The 19395-nt window shown below is 60.9% G+C and carries 19 protein-coding genes; 9 read left to right on the top strand and 10 right to left on the bottom strand.

The window, feature by feature from the left end; genetic code table 11:
• Window positions 1-23 precede the first annotated feature (23 nt).
• The 9 genes from QU606_RS24195 to QU606_RS24155 all read right to left on the bottom strand — a co-directional run bounded on the left by QU606_RS24195 (window position 24) and on the right by QU606_RS24155 (window position 9169).
• Window positions 24-1205: an MFS transporter gene (locus QU606_RS24195; protein ID WP_193689576.1), complete on the bottom strand. Its 1182-nt coding sequence runs from the start codon at window positions 1203-1205 to the stop codon at window positions 24-26.
• 15 nt (window positions 1206-1220) lie between these two features.
• On the bottom strand, window positions 1221-2213 hold the full coding sequence (locus QU606_RS24190; RefSeq protein ID WP_041160977.1) for a transporter: 993 nt from the start codon (window positions 2211-2213) through the stop codon (window positions 1221-1223).
• A 177-nt stretch (window positions 2214-2390) separates the two neighbouring features.
• Window positions 2391-3947 (bottom strand): methyl-accepting chemotaxis protein, encoded by a 1557-nt coding sequence (locus tag QU606_RS24185; RefSeq protein WP_102624003.1) that lies wholly within the window; start codon window positions 3945-3947, stop codon window positions 2391-2393.
• A gap of 343 nt (window positions 3948-4290) precedes the next feature.
• The gene (locus QU606_RS24180; RefSeq protein WP_024076434.1) at window positions 4291-4524 is read right to left on the bottom strand and encodes a hypothetical protein; all 234 of its coding nucleotides are present in this window, start codon (window positions 4522-4524) and stop codon (window positions 4291-4293) included.
• A 281-nt stretch (window positions 4525-4805) separates the two neighbouring features.
• Entirely contained in the window at window positions 4806-5225 is a 420-nt protein-coding gene (locus QU606_RS24175) for a DUF6691 family protein (protein WP_304997607.1), read from the bottom strand.
• Window positions 5226-5227: 2 nt separating this feature from the next.
• Window positions 5228-5662, bottom strand: a complete 435-nt coding sequence (locus QU606_RS24170) for a YeeE/YedE family protein (RefSeq protein WP_024076432.1) — start codon at window positions 5660-5662, stop codon at window positions 5228-5230.
• A gap of 70 nt (window positions 5663-5732) precedes the next feature.
• Window positions 5733-6539, bottom strand: coding sequence for a sulfite exporter TauE/SafE family protein (locus tag QU606_RS24165; protein ID WP_150296281.1), 807 nt, complete (start codon window positions 6537-6539; stop codon window positions 5733-5735).
• 28 nt (window positions 6540-6567) lie between these two features.
• Window positions 6568-8238 carry a bifunctional protein tyrosine phosphatase family protein/NAD(P)/FAD-dependent oxidoreductase gene (locus tag QU606_RS24160; protein ID WP_193689575.1) on the bottom strand — a complete coding sequence of 557 codons (1671 nt, stop codon included), beginning with the start codon at window positions 8236-8238 and terminating at the stop codon, window positions 6568-6570.
• 52 nt (window positions 8239-8290) lie between these two features.
• Window positions 8291-9169, bottom strand: coding sequence for an MBL fold metallo-hydrolase (locus QU606_RS24155; RefSeq protein ID WP_102624006.1), 879 nt, complete (start codon window positions 9167-9169; stop codon window positions 8291-8293).
• Window positions 9170-9412: 243 nt separating this feature from the next.
• On the opposite strand from QU606_RS24155, the gene QU606_RS24150 reads away from it, so the two are divergent.
• From QU606_RS24150 to QU606_RS24125, 6 genes are all read left to right on the top strand, one after another.
• Window positions 9413-10738, top strand: a complete 1326-nt coding sequence (locus QU606_RS24150) for a sigma-54-dependent Fis family transcriptional regulator (RefSeq protein ID WP_150296282.1) — start codon at window positions 9413-9415, stop codon at window positions 10736-10738.
• A 159-nt stretch (window positions 10739-10897) separates the two neighbouring features.
• Window positions 10898-11074, top strand: coding sequence for a cytochrome oxidase putative small subunit CydP (gene cydP / locus QU606_RS24145; RefSeq protein WP_024076427.1), 177 nt, complete (start codon window positions 10898-10900; stop codon window positions 11072-11074).
• Complete coding sequence (locus QU606_RS24140; protein WP_069076695.1) at window positions 11071-12642, top strand: cytochrome ubiquinol oxidase subunit I; 1572 nt, start codon at window positions 11071-11073, stop codon at window positions 12640-12642. Before cydP ends, QU606_RS24140 begins: the two co-directional genes overlap by 4 nt.
• Entirely contained in the window at window positions 12635-13771 is a 1137-nt protein-coding gene (cydB, locus tag QU606_RS24135) for a cytochrome d ubiquinol oxidase subunit II (RefSeq protein WP_304997606.1), read from the top strand. Before QU606_RS24140 ends, cydB begins: the two co-directional genes overlap by 8 nt.
• A 22-nt stretch (window positions 13772-13793) precedes the next feature.
• A complete protein-coding gene (cydX, locus tag QU606_RS24130; RefSeq protein WP_024076424.1) occupies window positions 13794-13916 on the top strand; it encodes a cytochrome bd-I oxidase subunit CydX in 123 nt (40 codons plus the stop codon).
• Window positions 13913-14200 carry a cyd operon YbgE family protein gene (locus QU606_RS24125; protein WP_024076423.1) on the top strand — a complete coding sequence of 96 codons (288 nt, stop codon included), beginning with the start codon at window positions 13913-13915 and terminating at the stop codon, window positions 14198-14200. Before cydX ends, QU606_RS24125 begins: the two co-directional genes overlap by 4 nt.
• Window positions 14201-14293: 93 nt before the next feature.
• On the opposite strand, the gene bamA is transcribed toward QU606_RS24125, so the two are convergent.
• On the bottom strand, window positions 14294-16660 hold the full coding sequence (gene bamA / locus QU606_RS24120; RefSeq protein WP_193689573.1) for an outer membrane protein assembly factor BamA: 2367 nt from the start codon (window positions 16658-16660) through the stop codon (window positions 14294-14296).
• 188 nt (window positions 16661-16848) lie between these two features.
• Between bamA and QU606_RS24115 the strand changes: the two genes are divergently transcribed.
• Genes QU606_RS24115 through QU606_RS24105 form a run of 3 tightly spaced genes read left to right on the top strand, consistent with a single transcriptional unit; the run spans window position 16849 to window position 19322 of the window.
• Window positions 16849-17532 carry a response regulator transcription factor gene (locus tag QU606_RS24115; protein ID WP_150056207.1) on the top strand — a complete coding sequence of 228 codons (684 nt, stop codon included), beginning with the start codon at window positions 16849-16851 and terminating at the stop codon, window positions 17530-17532.
• On the top strand, window positions 17529-18812 hold the full coding sequence (locus QU606_RS24110; protein ID WP_069076699.1) for an ATP-binding protein: 1284 nt from the start codon (window positions 17529-17531) through the stop codon (window positions 18810-18812). Before QU606_RS24115 ends, QU606_RS24110 begins: the two co-directional genes overlap by 4 nt.
• A gap of 57 nt (window positions 18813-18869) precedes the next feature.
• Window positions 18870-19322 (top strand): hypothetical protein, encoded by a 453-nt coding sequence (locus QU606_RS24105; RefSeq protein ID WP_069076700.1) that lies wholly within the window; start codon window positions 18870-18872, stop codon window positions 19320-19322.
• Window positions 19323-19395: the final 73 nt, after the last annotated feature.

Below are 19395 nucleotides of genomic sequence, written 5' to 3'. Positions count from 1 at the left end.
TTGAGCGGTTTGGTTGACGTCGTTCAGGCGGATTGGGTTGCCAGGGCTTGCCCACAAGGCTTCACGCCTCGACGGAAACGGGCCACCACCAGGCACGAGATGATCAAGGCCAGCATATAAGCGCAGGCGGCGAGCCAACCCACCGCGCGAAAGTGCCCTTCGCCGACTACCAGCGCGGCGCCAAAGGGGCCAAGGCCCTGACCGACGAAAATCGCTGCGTTGCCAAGGCCGGCCAATCGACCGGAGGGGTCGAGTTCGGCGGCCATGGACAGCAGGTACGGCAAGCTGAAAAACCACACCATATGAATCAGGCAAGCCGTGGTGGCGAATGCCACGGTGCTGTCGCCGTAGACCATGATCAGGGTGGCCAGTAACGCAGTGCCGAAGCTCAACAGTTGCGGGAACAACAGCCCCAGACGCCGCCCGATCAGCCCGGAAAGGCCGGCACCCAGGGCGCCCGCCAGGATGCTGCCGCCGAGGATGGCGCCGATCTGCTGGGGCTCCAGGCCCAGGCTTTTGCCGATGCGTTCCTGATACACCCACAGGGCGGAGTGCCCGAAGAACAGTAGCGCAAACAGCGCGATCAGCAGCATCGACGTCAGCCCGAACGGCCGGGCTGCGCCATGGGCGATGCGTTGGGCGTCCGGGTAGTGCCTGGGTATTCTCCAGCAACCCAGTGCGGCGAGCAGGCTGGTGATGGCCAGCAGGCAAAAGGCACCCTGTACGCCAAACCCCCGCAACAGCAGGGGCATGGAGGTGACCAGCAGCATGCCCCATAACAGGTTGCCGATATTGATCACCGCAAAGGTCGCATCTTTGGACCTGCGCAGTGCCGCGGTCGCATACACCACCGCCATGACCGCGCCACCGCTGGCGCCGCAGATGATTCTGAAGACCACCAGCCATGCCTGGCTGTGAAGCTGGGTGCTGACCAGGTTGCCAGCGGCCAGGATCAACAACGCTACCAGGGCAAAGCGGCGGCGGTCGACACGCGCCATCAACAGCGCACAGGCGCCGCAGGCGATGGCCATCGCGATCAGCTCGGCGGCGAAAATCGTGCCGATGGCATTGAGCGGCACACCCAGTTGATCAATCAACGCGCCGCCCAGAATCGGCTGGATCTGCAGCGTTCCCAGGGAAATGACCATCATCAGGCAGATAGCGCCCAGTGATTGCTTGCTATCGATGGAGTCGAGCGCATTCATCACACATCACCTCAGTCAGAACTTATGGACGTAGCGAACTTGCACGGCGTAATCGGTTTTGCTGCGGTTCTCTACGCCGGTTTCTTTATAGGTATTGAGCCAGAACGCCTTGTCCTCAGTGATCTTCCAGAACAGGCCAGGGCCAATGCCGAGGACTTTCTCGCGGGAATTACTCAAGCGATCGCCGTTGACCTGGTCATCCGAAATCTGCCGGAAGTAATAGCCGTTGATCCCGACCGAGACCTTCGGGAACACCTCGTACGAGGCCGTAAAGTTGGCCCAGGCCGATTGCCCTGCTTGGGTGTCACGCACCGGTCGCCCTTCAAAGAACTGCGCCGAGCTGCTGGCTGGATCGTCGTTCTTGAAGTTGTACAGGTAATTCAGGCGCCAGCTCACTTCCCAGCGCGGTGCCGGCATCAAGGTCGCGGCCCAGTAGGGGTTGAAGGAGAAGTAGTTGGAGCCGGTATTCAAGTCCTTGTGTTTGTCGTACTTGCCGGTGGGCAGGATCGTATCGAAGGCCACGCGCTGCACAAACACCGGCCGGCCTTCGGCATTGACGATCGGATCGAACTGGATCTGCGGGCCGACCGTGACGTCGCCCAGGCCAACGCCGTTGTCCTTGAGTTTGGCGCCGTTGTCGCCAAAGTCGCCGTCCAGTGAGATCACGGGTACCAACAGGCTCCAACCCAGGTGCGCGCCGCCGCCGATGGTGTCGGGTGAGTAATAGCTGAATTGGTTGATCAAGCTGATGACATTGATCTTCGGGTTATCGAAGTTGCGGTTGTCCTTGCCGCCATTGTCACGAATGCTGCTGGCCGTACTGAATTTCAGATAGGTCTGATGCGTCAGCCCGGGTGGCCCGGCGAACCCGTCGTAGAAGCTGGTGCCGCCCAGGTTGATACCGCTGGGTTGGCTGACGGAGGGCGGAGGAGGGCCCTCGGCAGCATAGGTGGCAAGTGATACGAAGCTCAGAGCCAGGCACGCTGGCAAGGATGGTGTCAGTCTCATTGACGTCGCTCTATTATTGGAGTTGTGAGCTGGGGTAGCTTCCCCTGGCGCTTCAACTCTAATTCCTGAGCTTTTGCGTTACTTGTACACAGCGGTCAGAGTTGACTGAGAGCGTCATGTTGCCGGCGTTAGGCGCTTGAGCGGCAAGTTTGTGCAATCAGCCCACCCCTCGCGCCCCTAGACCTTGAAGCGCTCCACCAACCTTTCCAGTTCATGCCCCAGCCGCGCCAGCTCGTTACTCGACGCTGCGGTTTCTTCGCAGGTGTTGGCCGTCTGCTCGGAAATGTCGCGGACGTTGATCACGCTGCGATTGATCTCCTCGGTGACAGCGCTCTGCTGTTCGGCTGCCGTGGCAATCTGCTGGTTCATTGACTGAATGATCGAGACCTTGCCCGTGATGTTCTCCAGCGCATTGACCGCTCGATGGGTGCATTCCACGCTGCTTTCACTCAGCAGCAGGCTGCTTTCCATGCCGGAGGCCACGGCGTGGGTGCCGCTTTGGACGCCGGCGACCAGGGTTTCAATTTCTTCGGTGGAGCGCTGGGTGCGCAGGGCGAGGTTGCGGACCTCGTCCGCGACCACCGCAAACCCGCGACCAGCCTCTCCGGCGCGGGCCGCTTCGATGGCCGCGTTCAGCGCCAGCAGGTTGGTTTGCTGGGCCACGGCCTTGATCACATCCAGTACGCCGCCGATTTTGTCGCTTTGTTCCTGGAGATGGCGCACCGCGTCCGCCGACTGGTTGAGTTCTGCCGCCAATCGCTGGATTTGCGCGATGGCTTCGCCCACGATCCGTTCCCCTTCGCTGGCCTGCTGATCGGCGATGGATGCCGCCGCAGAAGCTTCTTCGGCATTGCGTGCGACGTTGTGCACGGTGGCGGTCATCTCGTTCATTGCCGTGGCCACATGATCCGTTTCGGCTTTCTGGTTGCTGATGCCGGAATTGGTGTGCTCGGTGACCGCCGACAGCTGCTCGGCCGCGCTGGCCACCTGGATAACACCGGAGCGAATGCCGTCGATCAGTTCGTGGAGGTTGAGCATCATCTGCTGAAGGCCTGATTGCAGCTGGCCCAGTTCGTCACGCCGGTTGACCTGCAGATGCTCGGTCAAATCACCCTGGGCAATGCGGTTCACCGCCCGGAGCGTGTGTTGCAGTGGGTTCACGATTTGACGGGTGATGACCCACGCAGCGAGGGCGCCCAGCAACAGCGCCAAGGCCGCGACGAGCCCCAGCAGGGTCTTGGTGGAAGCGGCGTCGGCATCGCGTTTGGCATTTTGCGATTGAATGAGTTTTTGCGTGGTATCGAGCAGCAGGTCACCCAACTGGCCCATCCGTTTAAACAACGACGCCTGGTCAATGCCGGGGGTGGACAGGTCGTGCAGCAGCCCTCCGTACGCGGTGACCGCATTTTCCTGCTGTTGGATCAGGTCGGCATCCAGTGGGTCAATGAACAGTGCCCGAATACTGTGCAGGTGGGCTGCGAGCTGATCCAGGGTTTGCTGCAACGGTTGATAGGCATTCGGTTGGGAGTTCGTACCGATGCGTAGACGAATGATTCGCAAGTCTTTGGTGTAATCGCTGACCTGCGCAATTTTTTCAACTTTCAGCCCACGATCGGTCAACGTCACCACGGCGTACCAGCCGGTCGCGGCCAGTAACAACGCAAGCCCCAGTACCAGACCGAACCCCCAACTTAATTTAGCACTGACTCGGATATTGCTGATCCAGCCGAACATATGGACTCCCGGTAGTAACGCAGGTTGATAAGTGAGTTCTGAGTGTCGACCTTGAATCGCAATGCTTTAGCGTGAGTGTGACGGCCACACTATTACTCCGGCTGGTTTTGAGCACTGCATGAAAAAATATCGAGAGGTGGAATGAAGGGCGGTAGTGCCACTGAAAGGTTAAAGCACCTTGTTTTTCGGGGGGGTGGAAAGATTGGCCAATTAACCAAGTGCGTTTTCAGAAGGCTCATAGTGTGATCTTGTGCTTTAGTCGAATATTCAGGAAGGCCAGGTTCTGGTGAGCCCGAATAGAGAGCGACAACTTCCTGAAAGGGCCACGATCGTCATCATGAATTTAATGGTTGATGGCTTTTTTCAGGTAGGAAAACAGCTGGTCCTGGCAAGCCCTGTAGTGATTTTCAAGGTTCTCGACCTCCCACATGCGGGCGAGCCAGACCTCATCGCAGGCCTCTTCTAAATGGTTTACGGTTGTCATCCAACTGGTTTGGGCGTTCAGCGTCGCCTGCATTAATTGCAAGAACTCCTCATTAATGGGAAGGGTATTGGGTGTGGATTGTTTGAGGGGCATTAAAAGTACCAGGCAACAATTTTAATCAGGGTGGGGGTTTGTGCTGCCCACTATAAAACGCTGCTCGCAAAGGGCCATATTCGACGAATGGCTAACAAGTCGGGCACTCATAGTTGAATTTTTTAGGTGCGGGTATTCATCCGCTGGATAATATCGTTGTGGTGATAATCATTATTTGTTGCATTAAACCGATGATTCGATTCAGCCGATAAGTTGAGCCTTAAATAAACGCTCTTGAATGATCGGCTGCAACGCTATTGTTGTTGAGAGTGCAAACGCAATCAACGACCGCGGCGGTTTTCCAGGGCCGTAAATAACAACATGCCACCCAGCATGGCCACCATGAACACCAACGCTTGCCAATATCCGGTCAGCAGGATGGCCACGGCCGGCCCAGGACAAATTCCGGCGATCCCCCAACCGATGCCAAATAACAGGCTGCCGCCGATCAGGCGCCGGTCCAACTCACGCTTGGCAGGGAACTGCATGGGCGCGCCCAGGAGCGAACGGGCGTGTCGGCGTGCCCAGGTCAGCGGGCCAATCGCGACGGCAATGGCGCCGCCCATGACCAGCGCCAGGGACGGGTCCCAGGCCCCAGCCAAATCCAGGAACGCGAGCACTTTGCTCGGGTTGGCCATGCCGGCCAGCAGCAGGCCCAGGCCGAACAGCAGGCCGGCGATGAATGCCGTGACTTTGAGCATGTTCAAACCCCCAGTAGATGACGCAGCACAAACACCGTCAGGAATCCGCTGGCCATGAAACAAACCGTGGCGACCATTGAGCGCGGCGAAAGGCGTGATAAGCCACACACCCCATGGCCACTGGTGCAACCTGAGCCATACCGCGTACCAACCCCCACCAGCACACCGGCGACGATCAGCCCGAGCCCGCCGCTCTGGAACTCAATCGCCGGCAGCGCGGCAAACAAGCCCCATAGCAGCGGCGCGACCAGCAGGCCCAGCAGAAACAGCGCTTTTTCACTTACGCCTTCGCCACCGCGCTGCAGCAGGCTGCCGATCAGGCCGCTGATGCCGGCGATGCGGCCGTTGCCGACGGCGAACAGGCTGGCCGCCAGGCCAATCAATGCGCCGCCTGCCAGGGACGACCAGGGGGTGAAGTTGAGCCAGTCGACAGTCATGGGGTTTCTCCTGTGCACATCTTGGGGGACTGGCGCGGTTCAGGCGCGCCTGAAAGTCGCTCGTTCAGGTTCATGTATTAATCGCCTTGACCAGCAGGGCCACCGCCACCAGCATCGACACGGCGGCAAACCCTCGTTGCAGGTGGGGCCCCGCCAGCCGAGCCGCGATCAGGCGTCCGCCGGCCATGCCAGACAATGCGCCCAGAGAGAACGGCAGCGCAATTGCCCACTGCAAATGCCCGGCCGCCGAACTGGCCGCAACGCCGGAAATGGACACCAGCGCTATCACCGCCAGGGACGTTGCCAGCACCGACTGCGTGGTCAAATTCGTGTATCGCTGCAGCGCCGGTACCATCACAAAGCCGCCCCCCACGCCGAGCAGGCCCGACAGCCCGCCCGCGACTATGCCAGACACGGTGAGCGCCCAGGCGCACGGCGCCGTCCAGTTCAGCTTTCCGCGCTGGGGGTTCAATACGCAAGGCGGCGGCTTGGGCGCGATGGCGGTCTTCGAGGCCGGGGAGGGCGGCAACGAGCGTTTGAATACCCGGAACGCCACGTACATCAGCACGCAGGCAAACAGGACCGTTAACGGACGATTCGGTGTGCGTTGTGCCAACCAAAGGCCCAGGGGCGAACAGACGATCCCCGCGGCCGCGATCAACAACGCGGCCTTGTAGCGGACGGTGCCGTTCTTGAGGCCCATCACCGCGCCCAGGGTCGCGGCCAGCCCGACCGCCAGCAGGCCAATAGGCCCGGCCTCGGCCATGCTCAAGCCCGCCCCGAATACCAGTAACGGCACCGCGAGTATGCCGCCGCCAGCACCGGTCAGGGCCAGAATCACGCCCACCGTGAGCCCCAGCAGTAAGACGATGATCATCTGAGTGTCCTTGCCTTCTGCGCGGCATTCATTGGTCGGTCAACTCGGGTTTCGCCAGCCACTCCCGCCCCTTGAGCATGCCCTTCCAGTACAGCGGTGGAAGAATCCGCTCTTTGAGCAGCCAGGCCAGCCTGGAAGGTCGAGTGCCGTCGATCAGCCATGACGGGAAGCTGGGGGCGACCTTGCCGCCGTAGGTGAACTCCGCCAATACAATCTTGCCGCGCTCCACTGTCAGCGGGCAGGAGCCGTAACCATCGTACTGGGCGACGCCGGTTGCCTTACCGAGTGCCGCCAACACGTTATGGGCCACCACCGGTGCCTGCTTGCGCGCGGCGGCGGCTGTCTTGGCGTTACTGGTGTTGGCTGCGTCGCCCAGGGCATGAATGTTGGCCCAGGTTTTATGGCGCAGCGTGGCGGGCTCGACATCTACCCAACCCGCCGCGTCTGCCAGGGGGCTGACCCGAATGAAATCCGGCGCGATCTGCGGCGGCACCACATGCAGCAAATCAAACTCGCGCGTCACCCGGCGAGCGCTGCCATCGGCGTGTACGCTGCTGAACGTGGCGGTGCGTGCCGGGCCATCGACGTGGGTGAGGGTATTGCCGAAATTCAGGTCGATCCCATACGCCGTGACATATTCCATCAACGCCGGCACATAGTCGGCCACCCCGAACAGCACCGCGCCGGCGCTGTGGAACTCGATGTCGACGGCATCCAGCACACCGCTGCGTTTCCAATGATCGGCCGACAAGTACATGGCTTTTTGCGGTGCCCCGGCACATTTGATCGGCATGGGCGGCTGCGTGAAAATCGCCCGGCCACCGCGCAAGTGTTGCACCTGTTCCCAGGTATAAGGCGCCAGGTGATACAGGTAATTGGAGGTCACGCCGTTGCGCCCCAGGGTCTCTGACAAGCCCTCGATGGCATGCCAATCGAGCTTCAGGCCGGGGCAGACGATCAGTTGCTCGTATTTGACCACCCGGCAGCCATCCAGAATGACCGCGTTTCTCTCGGGTTCGAAGGCCGCCACCGCGGCCTTGATCCAATGCACGCCGCGGGGCAGGGTGGCGCCCATGGTGTGGGCCGTTTGACGCGCATCGAACACACCGCCGCCGACCAGCGTCCAGCCAGGTTGGTAGTAATGCACATCGGCCGGGTCGACGATCGCGATGTCGAGCCCCGGCGCGCGGGCCAGCAGGCTGGAGGCGGTGGCGATACCCGCCGCGCCAGCGCCGATGATCACCACGGTGTGCTGCGCCTCAGCCACTTCGACCGGCGTGCGACCCTGGTTCGCAATCCGCCGAATCACGCCTTTCATGTCGAAGCCGGCTTTTTTGGCGCTTTCGACAATGTGCGGCAGGTCGTGCTGACCTGCTTGTGACAGCGCCCACATCGTGGTCGAGCGCATACCGGAGCGGCAATAGGCCAACACCGGCTTGGGCAGTGTTTCCAACAGTTGGCCGAAGGCAACCCCTTGCTCGTCGGTGACTTTGCCCGATTCGGCGGGGAGGTAGTGCGCCTCGATGCCGACCGCGTCGGCGGCGCGTTTGATTTCGGCAAACAACGGTTGGTCAGCGCCCTCACCATCGGGGCGGTTGCACACGATGGCTCGAAAGCCGGCGGCTTTCAGTTCGGCCAGTTGGCTGGGGAAAATCTGTTCTGATACTGATAGAGCAGGTGCAAGGCTGCGGATATCCATACGTGTCTCCGTGATGGGGATTTTTCTTATGTGTTTTTTTGGGTAGGAAATGTCAGACGACGTTGAGGGGGATTTTCAGGTAGCGGGTACCGTTGGCTTCAGGCGCAGGCAAATGCCCGGCGCGTATGTTGACCTGGACCGAGGGCAGAATCAGGGTCGGCATGTCCAGCGCTGCATCGCGCTTGGTGCGCATCGCTACGAACGCCTCCTCGCTGATGCCATTACGCACATGCACGTTGAGTTCGCGCTGTTCGGCAACGGTGCTGACGAATTGCACCTCGCGCCCGCCGGGCTGGTAGTCGTGGCACATGTACAGCAACGTCTGCGCGGGCAGGCTCAGGACTTTGTTGATGGACTGGAACAGCGTGCGCGCGTTACCGCCGGGGAAGTCACAGCGGGCGGTGCCGTAGTCGGGCATGAACAGGGTATCGCCGACAAACGCCGCCGTTTCGCTGCCATTACTGATCAGGTAGGTCATGCAGGCCGGCGTATGGCCGGGGGTATGCAACGTAGAGCAGTGCAGCGTGCCGATGCGGAACGTTTCCTCGTTGGCGAACAGGTGATCGAACTGGCTGCCGTCGCGGGGCATATCGCTGCCGGCATTGAACAGCGTGCCGAACACCTTTTGCACCGTCGAAATCTGGCTGCCGATGCCTATTTTTCCACCGAGCTTTTCCTTCAGGTAGGGCGCGGCGGTCAGGTGGTCGGCGTGGACGTGGGTCTCCAGAATCCACTCGACCTGCGCATTCAGCGCGTTCACCCGGGCTATCAGGCGGTCGGCAGAGGTGGTGGCGGTGTGGCCTGATTTGGGCTCGTAATCCAAAACGCTGTCGATGATCGCGCAGTGGTGGGTGGCTTCATCCAGCACCAGATAGCTGACGGTATGGGTAGCAGGATCGAAGAAGCCTTCGACGTGAAGTTTGGCGCGCATGAACGGTCTCCTTGAGGGGGCTTTTTTACCGAGCCACTTAGACTAAGGACTGACAGTGCAATAAGTTTGCCAGGCGATGGCGCCCACTAAATCGTCTGATATCTAATTGATTTTATTGGGCTTTATATTTGTGTGTGGGCGTGTTCGGGCGTCTGTCGGATGGGGTTTTCTGCCATTGGCAGTGCCTGTTGACAGAGGTGGCAGTGCCACAACAGGATAGAAGAATGGATTCCAGGAGCCATGATGAAGACTTTCCAGCCGACCCCCACCAACGCCGTGCCCCCTCCGGATCAAGTGCAGTCGCTTGTTTCGTTTTTGGAGCACGAACCCAACCCCATGATCGTGCTTGATCCGGACTACAACATCCTGGCGGCCAACACGGCCTATCAGCGTCAGTTCGGCAGCGCCGACAAGCCCTTCATCGGGCATAAGTGCTATCAGATCTCCCATCATTACGACGTCCCGTGTGATCAGGCGGGTGAGAATTGCCCGATGAAAAAAGCCCAGGAAATGCGTGGGCCGGATCGTGTCTTGCACATCCACCACACGCCTCGGGGGCCTGAGCATGTCGACGTGGAATTGCGCCCGATCCTCGACGAGCATGGGGTGATTACCGCCTATGTGGAGCGCCTGACACTGGTACGCAGCGCCTCGGCGCGCCCCAGCGACGAAGGGTTGGTCGGTTGTTCACCGGCTTTCAACCTCGCCCTGTCGGAGTTGCAACGGGTGGCGCCCTCCATGCTGCCGGTGCTGCTGCTGGGGGAATCGGGCACCGGTAAAGAGCTGTTCGCGCGCGCCGTCCATGAAACCAGCGAGCGGGCCGCCGGGCCGTTTGTGGTGGTGGATTGCTCGGGCTTGACCGAAACGCTGTTCGAGAGTGAGCTGTTCGGCCATGAAAAAGGCGCCTTTACCGGCGCCATCACGCGCAAGCCCGGCTTGGTCGAAACCGCCCAGGGCGGCACATTATTCCTGGATGAAATTGGCGATGTGCCGCTGGCCATGCAGGTGAAACTGTTGCGCCTGATCGAATCGTCGACTTATCGCCGGGTCGGCAGTGTCGAGACCTGTCACGCCAATTTCAGATTGATTGCCGCCACCCACAAACCGCTGGAAAAGATGATGGAAAAAGGCGAGTTCAGGCAGGACCTGTACTATCGCATCAGCGCCTTCCCGATTCACTTGCCACCCTTGCGTAACCGGGTCGAAGACATCGGCTTGCTGGCCAATTCCTTTCTACAGCGTGGCGGTGCCGGCAAGCGCCGCCTGACCCTCGACCCTGAAGCCTTGGCAAGGCTCCAGCAGTACCCCTGGCCTGGCAATATCCGTGAGTTACGCAATGCGCTGGAAAGAGCCAGCCTGTTCGCTGACGACGGTGTCATCCGTGCCGTCCATTTACCCCAGGCATGCGTGGCGCTGCCGCCTCAGGCTGTGGCTTCGACCCCGTTGGACAGCAACACGCTGGCGCAGGCCCTGGCGACATTCAAAGGCACCCGCAGCGAGTTGGCCAGGCACCTGGGCATCAGTGACAGGACCTTGTACCGACGCCTGAAAGAACAGGGCCTGGCCTAGGCAGTCTCCGACTGCCAGCGCGCTGCCAACCTGGCAGATTGGCAGCGCGCTGGTCTGCCAATTTCCGCTGAATTCAACCCGATCACATCGTAACTGTCTGTTTTATAAGCATATAAATACAGAATCAGGCCTTGGCATGCCCTGTGCTAATTGCCTGGCATGACCATTTCCGACAAACGCCTGCTACGCCATCTGCTCACCGCGGTGCTGATCAAGCTCGTGCTGCTGAGCGTGCTGTGGTGGCTGTTCGTCCGGGATTCGCACGTCACTGTCGACCCGAACACGGTCGGCAACCGATTCGGTGTACCCACCTCGACTCAAGGGGCAAGCAAGTGATCTCAGAACAACTGGTGGATTTGTCACGGCTGCAGTTCGCGGCGACTGCGCTATACCACTTTCTTTTCGTGCCGCTGACGGTGGGCATGGTGTGGCTGCTGGTCATCATGGAGAGCGTCTATGTGATGACCGGGAATGTCATCTGGAAAGATATGACGCGCTTTTGGGGCAAGTTATTCGGCATCAACTTCGCCTTGGGAGTGACCACCGGCATCACCTTGGAATTTCAGTTCGGCACCAACTGGGCGTACTACTCCCACTACGTGGGCGACATCTTCGGCGCCCCGCTGGCCATTGAGGGGTTGATGGCGTTTTTCCTCGAATCGACCATGATCGGGCTGTTCTTTTTTGGCTGGGATCGCCTGAAGAAAGAGCATCACTTGCTGGTCACGCTGCTGATGGCCGTCGGTACCAACCTGTCGGCGTTGTGGATATTGATCGCCAATGGCTGGATGCAGAACCCGGTGGGCTCGGAGTTCAGCTACATCACCATGCGCATGGAGATGGTGGATTTCTGGGCGGTGGTGTTCAACCCGGTGGCCCAGGCCAAGTTTGTCCACACGGTATCTGCCGGTTATGTCACCGGCTCGATGTTTGTGTTGTCGATTTCCAGTTGGTACTTGCTCAAGGGGCGTGACATCGAGTTCGCCAAGCGCAGCTTTCGGGTGGCGGCTGCCTTCGGCCTGGCCTCGGTGCTGAGCGTCATCGTGCTGGGGGATGAGTCGGGTTACACGGTGGGCGAGGCGCAGCAAACCAAGCTCGCGGCCATGGAGGCCATGTGGGAAACCAAGCCGGCGCCGGCGGGGCTAACCTTGCTGGCCAGCATCAATGAAGCCGAATCCCGGAACAACTGGGAAGTCGACGTGCCGTGGGTGATGGGCTTGATCGGCACGCGCTCGGTGAGCAAACAGATTCCCGGCATTCATGACATCAAAGAGAAAAACCGCGCGCGCATCCTGCGTGGCATTACCGCGGTCAATGCGCTGGAAGCCCTGCGCGCCGATCGCACCGATAAGGCGGCGTTCGAGACCTTCGAAGCGTACAAGGCCGACCTCGGCTTTGGCCTGCTGCTTAAAAAGTACGTCGCGGATGTCAACCAGGCCACCCCGGCCATTATCGACAAGGCGGTGAACGATACCGTACCGCGCGTAACCCCGATGTTCTGGGCGTTCCGGGCCATGGTCGCGCTGGGTTTCGCCATGCTCCTGCTGTTCGGGCTAGCCTTCTGGAGCACCTTGAAGTCGGCCTGCACACGCCGCCGCTGGCTGCTGCGTTGGGCGCTCTGCATGCTCCCCGCGCCCTGGCTGGCCTGCGAGCTGGGCTGGTTCGTCGCTGAATACGGTCGTCAACCCTGGACCATCTACGGCGTGCTGCCCACCCACATGAGCGTCTCCACGCTGAGCATCAACAACCTCTATGGCTCGCTGGCAGGATTCGTCGCTTTCTACACCGTGCTGCTGGTGGTTGAAATGTTCCTGATGGTCAAGTTCGCCCGCCAAGGGCCCGGCAGCCTCGGAACCGGCCGTTATGCCCACGATGCCAACCTGAAGGAACTCCACCATGCTTGATTACGTCACCCTGAAAATTATCTGGTGGGCACTGGTCGGCGTACTGCTGATCGGCTTCGCCATCATGGACGGCCACGACATGGGGGTCGGCACCCTGCTGCCCTTTGTGGGCCGCACGGACCTGGAGCGCCGCGTCGCGATCAACACGGTGGGGCCGCACTGGGACGGCAACCAAGTGTGGTTCATCACGGCGGGCGGCGCGTTGTTCGCGGCCTGGCCGGTGGTGTATGCCACTGCGTTCAGCGGGTTTTACTGGGCGATGATCCTGGTCCTGTGGGCGTTGTTTTTCCGCCCCGTGGGGTTCGACTATCGCAGCAAGATCCACAACGCCAGATGGCGCAGCACCTGGGACTGGGGGCTGTTTGTCGGCGGGGCCGTGCCGCCGCTGGTGTTCGGCATCGCGTTCGGCAACCTGTTGCAAGGTGTACCGTTCCACTTCAGCGACCTGCTCGTATCGACGTACACCGGGAGTTTCTGGCAACTGCTGAACCCCTTCGCGCTGCTGACCGGGGTGGTGAGCAGTGCAATGATCACGCTGCAAGGCGGTACGTACCTGGCGCACCGCACTGAAGGGGCGATCCAGGCCCGGGCGATCAAAGGCGGGGTGGGCGCGGCGTTGGTGCTGCTCTGCACATTTGTGATCGCTGGCATCTGGTTGCAATGGATCGACGGCTATCGCATTACCTCGGTGGTGGATACCGCCGGGCTGCCGGACATTCTCAACAAGACGGTAGTGCGCGAAGCCGGTGCCTGGATGGCCAATTACGGCCATTACCCTTGGCTGTGGCTGCTGCCCGTGCTGGGCTTGGTCGGCGCAGCCGCTGCCGCGTTGTTGCTGATGATGCGGCGGACCCTGGCCGCGTTCGTCGCGTCGTCGCTCGCGGTGATCGGCGTGATCAGCACGGCCGGTGTCTCGATGTTTCCCTTCGTCATGCCGTCGTCATCGGTACCGGCGGCCAGCCTGACCGTGTGGGACAGCGTTGCCAGTCATCTGAGCCTGGCGATTATGTTCTGGGCCACGCTGATTTTCATGCCGCTGATCGTGATCTACACCTCATGGGCCTATCGCGTCATGCGCGGCAAGGTCACCGTGGCGCAGATCAAAGCCAACGAACATTCAGCCTACTAGCGTCATCGGAGGAGCAACGACTATGTGGTATTTCGCCTGGATGCTGGGAGTCGGCTTTGCACTGCTGCTGGCCATATTAAATGCGATGTGGGGCGAGAACGAAGCCGGCCGCGCCCTGAACGATCGTGACGAGACGCGGCCATGACGCCGCGTGCCGCCGACGCACCGGCGCCCTCACAGCTACACCTGCTGAGCTTGCTGCTTGCCATCGCAATGATGCTGGCGTGTACGCTCTATCCGCCGATGATGACCGCGCCAGATGGCCGCGCTGATCATGGGCTGGCAACGGCGTTGTTCACCGCGATGAGCGTGGCCTTTGTCAGGGGCGTGGGGTTTGTGCCACGCAGGCGTGTGTGGCGCGGGTTGTTCTCGGGCTGGACCTGCCTGGCCGCTCTGGCCCTGGCGGGCGCGCTGAAGTTCCTGCGCTGAAGGCGCGACGATCCCGAAGCTACGGTGGCATCTCTTTGCCGTAGCGGGATCGTCGAGCCTTGCGCACGCGGCGGCGCCGGAATGCTGGAAGCCTCAGAACGTCTGGCCCATGGAAAACTGGAAGATCTGCTTGTCCGCGTTCTCCGGCGTGCGGATCGGATACGCCAGGTTGACACTCAAGGGCCCCAGCGGGCTGTACCACGTCACGCCCACCCCCACTGAGCTGGCCATCTGGCTCAGGTCCACACTGCCGCAGCCTTGGGTGGTGCTCAGGTAGCATTTGTCCGAATACACCGAGCCCATGTCCCAGAACAGCGAGGTGCGCACGGATTTGTTGTCCTTGATAAAAGGCACCGGGAACAAGTACTCCGCGCCCCCGGTAATCAGGATATTGCCGCCCAACGCATCGGTATCGCGGTCTGAATAGTACGCCTGACCGGCGCTGGCATAGGTGCCGGTCGCCGGGGTGCTGCGCGGGCCGAGGGTGCCACTTTTAAAACCGCGCACCGTGCCTTCGCCGCCCGCGGTATAGCTTTCATAGAAGGGCAGCCCGTCCGTGGCGCCATAACCGTTGCCGTAACCGAGCTTGGTATGCAAGCGCAGGGCCGTGGTGTTGCTGACGGGCAGGAAGGTTTGCCCCGTGTAGTCGACTTTGTAGAAGCTCAGGTCACTGCCGGGCACCGTCACGGTCAGGTTGAGGTTTTGCGAGTGCCCGCGCGTGGCCAATACGCCCTTGTTCAAGGTCGACTCCGACCAGCCCAGGTTGGCCTTGAAGTTGGTGAACTGCTTGCCTTCGCGTTCGATGAAATCGTAGATCTCGTCGGCGCTGTAAGTGCCTGGCTCGATGCTGTCGTGTTGGGCTGTCAGGCCGAAACTCAGGCGTGAAGTCTCATTGATCGGGTAACCGAGGGTGGCGCCCAGGCCAAAACTGTTGATGGCGTAATAAGACACCCCATCATCGTAGTATTTGTTGTAGTCGGTCTTGTTGTAGAACGCGTTGTAACCCAGGCTCACCCCGTCGGCCGTGAAGTAAGGGTCGGTGAAACCGATGTTGTACTTGCTCTGGTAGGACGAACGCGTCAGCCCCAGGCTGGCGTAATTACCCGTGCCGAGAAAGTTGTTCTGGGTAATCGAGCCGCCGAGGATCAGCCCCGAACTCTGGGCGAAGCCGATGCTGGCGGTGATCGAGCCGGAGGCTTGTTCTTCCACGGCGTAGTTCACATCCAGCTGGTCATCCACCCCGGCGACTGCCGGCGTCTCGACATTCACCTCCTTGAAGAACCCCAGGCGCTCCAGGCGGACCTTGGATTGGTCGATCAGGTAGGTCGACGCCCAGCCACCCTCCATCTGGCGCATTTCGCGGCGCAACACCTGGTCGTCGGTCTTGGTATTGCCCCGGAAGTTGATGCGATTGACGTAAGCCCGCTTGCCGGGGTCGACGCTGAAGAGGATGTCGACCGTATGGTCGGCGTCATGGACCTGGGGCGTACCGTTGACGTTGGCGAACGTATAGCCTTCGTTGCCCAGGCGGCGGGTAATCAACTCCGAGGTGGTGGTCATCAATTTGCGCGAGAACACCTGGCCCTTTTGCACCAGCAGCAATGATTGGAGCTGGTCTTGCGGGACTTTCAGCTCGCCGCTCAACTTGACGTCGCGCACCGTGTATTTCTGGCCTTCCTGGATGTTCACGGTGATGTAGACGTGCTTTTTGTCCGGGGTCATGGAAACCTGGGTCGAGCTGATGTCCATGTTGATGTAGCCACGGTCCAGGTAATAGGAGCGCAGCCGTTCGAGGTCGCCGGAGAGTTTCTCCCGCGCGTATTTATCGTCGTTCTTGAAAAATGACAGCCAGTTGCTGGTCTTGAGCGTGAAGGTGTCGGTCAAGGCGTCGTCGGGGAATACCGTATTGCCCACCACGTTGATGTGCTGGATCGACGCCACTTCACCTTCATCGATCTTGATCTTCACGCCGACCCGGTTGCGCGGCTGGGCGATGACCTCGGTGTCGACCGACGCCGAATAGCGGCCCTGGGCAACGTACTGACGCTGCAACTCATTGCGCACACCCTCCAGGGTGGCACGCTGGAATATCTCACCTTCGGCAAGCCCGCTCTGCTTCATGCCCTTCATCAAGTCGTCGGTGGAGATCGCCTTGTTGCCTTCGAATTCGATACTGGCAACCGAAGGACGCTCGACTACATTGATAATCAGCACGTCGCCTTCGCGGCTCAACTGGATGTCCTGGAAGAACCCGGTCTTGAACAACGCACGCGTGGAGTCCACCAGGCGCCGGTCATCCGCTTCGTCGCCGACATTCAGCGGCAGTGCGCCGAACACGCTGCCCGCCGAGACCCGTTGCAGGCCATTGATTCGAATATCCGAGATTTTGAAGCCTTGGGCGAGTGCCAGTGAGGCATTGAGCAGCAGCGCAACCGAGCAGAGCAGGCGCGAAAAATTCATCAAGATCTTTTCCAGAACACATCGACAAGCAGCGCCGGCGCGCTTGGATCACTCGCCGACCGGTGAAGGGCGAGCATACGAGCGCGGGGCGTTTGGTGCGGTTAACCGAATGTCAAGTTAGGTAAAGGTTGGCCCGAATCGCTGCTGCAAGGCTGATAATGCGCACCCACCCCACAGACGAGCCGGCAATGATCTCCGTACTGTTAGTCGACGACGACCAGGAATTGACTGGAATGCTGAGCCAGTACCTGGCGTGTGAAGGCTTCGAAGCCACGGCCGTGCACACGGGCGAGGAGGGCGAGGCCGAAGCGCTGTCGGGCCGCTACAGCATTGTGGTGCTGGATGTCATGCTGCCCCAGCGCTCGGGCATCGAGGTGCTGCGGCGTATCCGCACGGTCAGCCAGGTGCCCGTGGTGCTGCTGACCGCCCGTGGCGACAACATCGATCGCATCACCGGCCTGGAGCTGGGCGCCGACGATTATGTGCCCAAGCCCAGTTCCCCAGGCGAGCTGGTGGCACGCCTGCGCGCCATCATGCGCAGGGTGCAGGCGGCAGGCCAGCCGACCACCGAGGTGATCAAGACCGGCTCGCTGGTGTTGTGGCCAGGCAAGCGTGAGGCCCTGTGGAAAGGCGCCGAGCTGGGTGTGACCAGCACCGAGTTCAGCCTGCTCGAAGAGCTGGCCCGCAGCGCCGGCCAGGTGGTAAGCAAAAAAGACCTGTCGCTCAATGCCCTGGGCTGCCCGCTGACCCGCTACGATCGGCGCATTGACGTGCACATCAGCAGCATCCGGCAAAAGCTGGGGCCGCGCCCGGATGCCAAGGCCTGGATCCAGAGCGTGCGCGGGCTTGGCTACCTGTTGATTGCCGAATGAGCAAGCCCGGCCTGCTGTTCTGGAAGCTGTTCCTGGCTTTCTGGCTGGCGACCACCTTGACGTTCCTGGTGGGCGTCGGTGTGCTTGAGGTGGGCCGCTTCCGCCCGGGCGACCCGCATGTGGAGGCGATCCTCGCCAGCGAAAAGAGGCTGCTGCAACAGTTTGGTGTCCAAGCCGCCGGCCAGCTTCTGACGGTATGGGAGCGGCCGCCGGATGAGGCCATCGGGGTCTATGACAGCACCGGCCAGTTGCTGGTTGGCGCTCCCGTTGCACAGCCGGCCTATGAGCAAGCGGTCACCAGCCGGGAGGGCCTGGCGCTGTCTTTGCGGTCGACCCATGCGCCGGGTAATGACGCAGGCAGGCCGTGGCCCCAGATCCCGCTGATCATCGGTACGCTGATGAGTGCGCTGTTCAGCGGTTACATGGCGTACTACCTGGCCTGGCCCTTGGCGCACTTGCGTCGGGCAATGAGCGATGTGGCCCAGGGGCGTTTCGAAACCCGGGTCAAGCCGTCCATGGGCAAGCGCCGCGATGAAATCGTCGACCTGGCCGAAGACTGCGACCGCATGGCCAACCAGTTGAAGGTATTGGTGCAAGCCCAGCAGCACCTGCTGCACGACATCTCCCATGAGCTGCGCTCGCCGCTGACGCGCATGCAAGCGGCCATCGGCCTGTTGCGCCAGGACGCCGCGCGCCTGGAAATGCTCGAACGCATCGAGCGCGAATCCGAACGCATGGACACCCTGATCGAAGCGTTGCTGACCCTGGCTCGCCTGCAGGGCCGGCCAGAAAGCATCGAGCGCGAGCCGGTGGATATCGTCGAATTGCTGGCGATGATTGTCGAAGATGCGCAGTTCGAAGCCGGTATCAAGGGCTGCCGCGTTCATCTGCAGGCTTGCCCGCCGTTTATCGCCTGTGTCAGCGGCGAGTTGCTGTACCGCTGCTTTGAGAATGTGATCCGCAACGCTGTGCGCTATACCCGGCCGGGTACTACCGTGCGGGTCTCGGCGCACGTCAATGCCGAGGCGAATCGCTTGAGCGTGCGCATCAGCGACCAAGGCCCGGGGGTGCAGCATGACCGGCTGCACAGCATCTTCCAGCCGTTCGAGCGCGGCGTGGGCGATGCCACTGTCGGCTTTGGCCTGGGCCTGGCCATCGCCGCGCGGGCAGTGCAGATGCACGGCGGCACTATCGAGGCGCGCAATGAGATGGGGGGAGGGCTGACCGTGGAGGTCAACCTGCACAGCGCGCGATCTTTACACGACATTACATTGGCTTGACCGCCCTGTACGTCGCCGCTCATTAGACTGGTCGCCAGTGATCGAGCGGAGATGGCAATGTTTCAGGTGCATAAAAAGGGCTTTGTGCCCGGCAGGAAAATGGTCGACGGCCTGGTCCCGTATGATTTCTTTTGCGAAGACAGCCCGGCGATCAATCTCTTCGTGTTTACCGGCGCGGCCACCCCAGGCGCAAGCGTCGAAGAGCAGACGCTGTGGGGCTTCACCCGGCTGGAGCGGTTCGAGGCGATGACCAGCGTGCTGGTGGGCAACAAGCAACAGGCCGGCTGGTTTCAAAGCGTCAACGTGCTGACCGGGCCTGACCTGAACGGTACGCAAAGCGTGAAATTCCAGCGCGTGCTGAAAATCATCAAGCACGCGAGCGCCACGCGCAAAGTCGACTACGAGATCCTGACCGACGAAGGCGACACCTACTTCACCCGGCCGACCGTCGCGCCGAACTGTGCGCAAACCGTCATCTATTCGGCCGACACCTCCGCTCAGCGTGGGTAAACACGCCATCAAGGCTGCGTAAGGAGTACTCGAACTTTTTTTTGTGAATGATTTTCGTCGAAGCCTGTCCCTT

It is taken from the genome of Pseudomonas sp. OVF7 (assembly GCF_030644265.1).
In the GTDB taxonomy this organism is placed as follows: Bacteria; Pseudomonadota; Gammaproteobacteria; order Pseudomonadales; family Pseudomonadaceae; genus Aquipseudomonas; species Aquipseudomonas gorinensis.
The sequence above is the reverse complement of the archived record's forward strand: the minus strand, read 5'-3'. Positions and strand labels throughout refer to the sequence as shown.

What these genes read in the sequence shown, in the direction of transcription:
- QU606_RS24195 (WP_193689576.1), bottom strand. Translation starts at nt 1,205, where the DNA reads ATGAATGCGCTCGACTCCATCGATAGCAAGCAATCACTGGGCGCTATC.
- QU606_RS24190 (WP_041160977.1), bottom strand. Translation starts at nt 2,213, where the DNA reads ATGAGACTGACACCATCCTTGCCAGCGTGCCTGGCTCTGAGCTTCGTA.
- QU606_RS24185 (WP_102624003.1), bottom strand. Translation starts at nt 3,947, where the DNA reads ATGTTCGGCTGGATCAGCAATATCCGAGTCAGTGCTAAATTAAGTTGG.
- QU606_RS24180 (WP_024076434.1), bottom strand. Translation starts at nt 4,524, where the DNA reads ATGCCCCTCAAACAATCCACACCCAATACCCTTCCCATTAATGAGGAG.
- QU606_RS24175 (WP_304997607.1), bottom strand. Translation starts at nt 5,225, where the DNA reads ATGCTCAAAGTCACGGCATTCATCGCCGGCCTGCTGTTCGGCCTGGGC.
- QU606_RS24170 (WP_024076432.1), bottom strand. Translation starts at nt 5,662, where the DNA reads ATGACTGTCGACTGGCTCAACTTCACCCCCTGGTCGTCCCTGGCAGGC.
- QU606_RS24165 (WP_150296281.1), bottom strand. Translation starts at nt 6,539, where the DNA reads ATGATCATCGTCTTACTGCTGGGGCTCACGGTGGGCGTGATTCTGGCC.
- QU606_RS24160 (WP_193689575.1), bottom strand. Translation starts at nt 8,238, where the DNA reads ATGGATATCCGCAGCCTTGCACCTGCTCTATCAGTATCAGAACAGATT.
- QU606_RS24155 (WP_102624006.1), bottom strand. Translation starts at nt 9,169, where the DNA reads ATGCGCGCCAAACTTCACGTCGAAGGCTTCTTCGATCCTGCTACCCAT.
- QU606_RS24150 (WP_150296282.1), top strand. Translation starts at nt 9,413, where the DNA reads ATGAAGACTTTCCAGCCGACCCCCACCAACGCCGTGCCCCCTCCGGAT.
- cydP (WP_024076427.1), top strand. Translation starts at nt 10,898, where the DNA reads ATGACCATTTCCGACAAACGCCTGCTACGCCATCTGCTCACCGCGGTG.
- cydB (WP_304997606.1), top strand. Translation starts at nt 12,635, where the DNA reads ATGCTTGATTACGTCACCCTGAAAATTATCTGGTGGGCACTGGTCGGC.
- cydX (WP_024076424.1), top strand. Translation starts at nt 13,794, where the DNA reads ATGTGGTATTTCGCCTGGATGCTGGGAGTCGGCTTTGCACTGCTGCTG.
- QU606_RS24125 (WP_024076423.1), top strand. Translation starts at nt 13,913, where the DNA reads ATGACGCCGCGTGCCGCCGACGCACCGGCGCCCTCACAGCTACACCTG.
- bamA (WP_193689573.1), bottom strand. Translation starts at nt 16,660, where the DNA reads ATGAATTTTTCGCGCCTGCTCTGCTCGGTTGCGCTGCTGCTCAATGCC.
- QU606_RS24115 (WP_150056207.1), top strand. Translation starts at nt 16,849, where the DNA reads ATGATCTCCGTACTGTTAGTCGACGACGACCAGGAATTGACTGGAATG.
- QU606_RS24110 (WP_069076699.1), top strand. Translation starts at nt 17,529, where the DNA reads ATGAGCAAGCCCGGCCTGCTGTTCTGGAAGCTGTTCCTGGCTTTCTGG.
- QU606_RS24105 (WP_069076700.1), top strand. Translation starts at nt 18,870, where the DNA reads ATGTTTCAGGTGCATAAAAAGGGCTTTGTGCCCGGCAGGAAAATGGTC.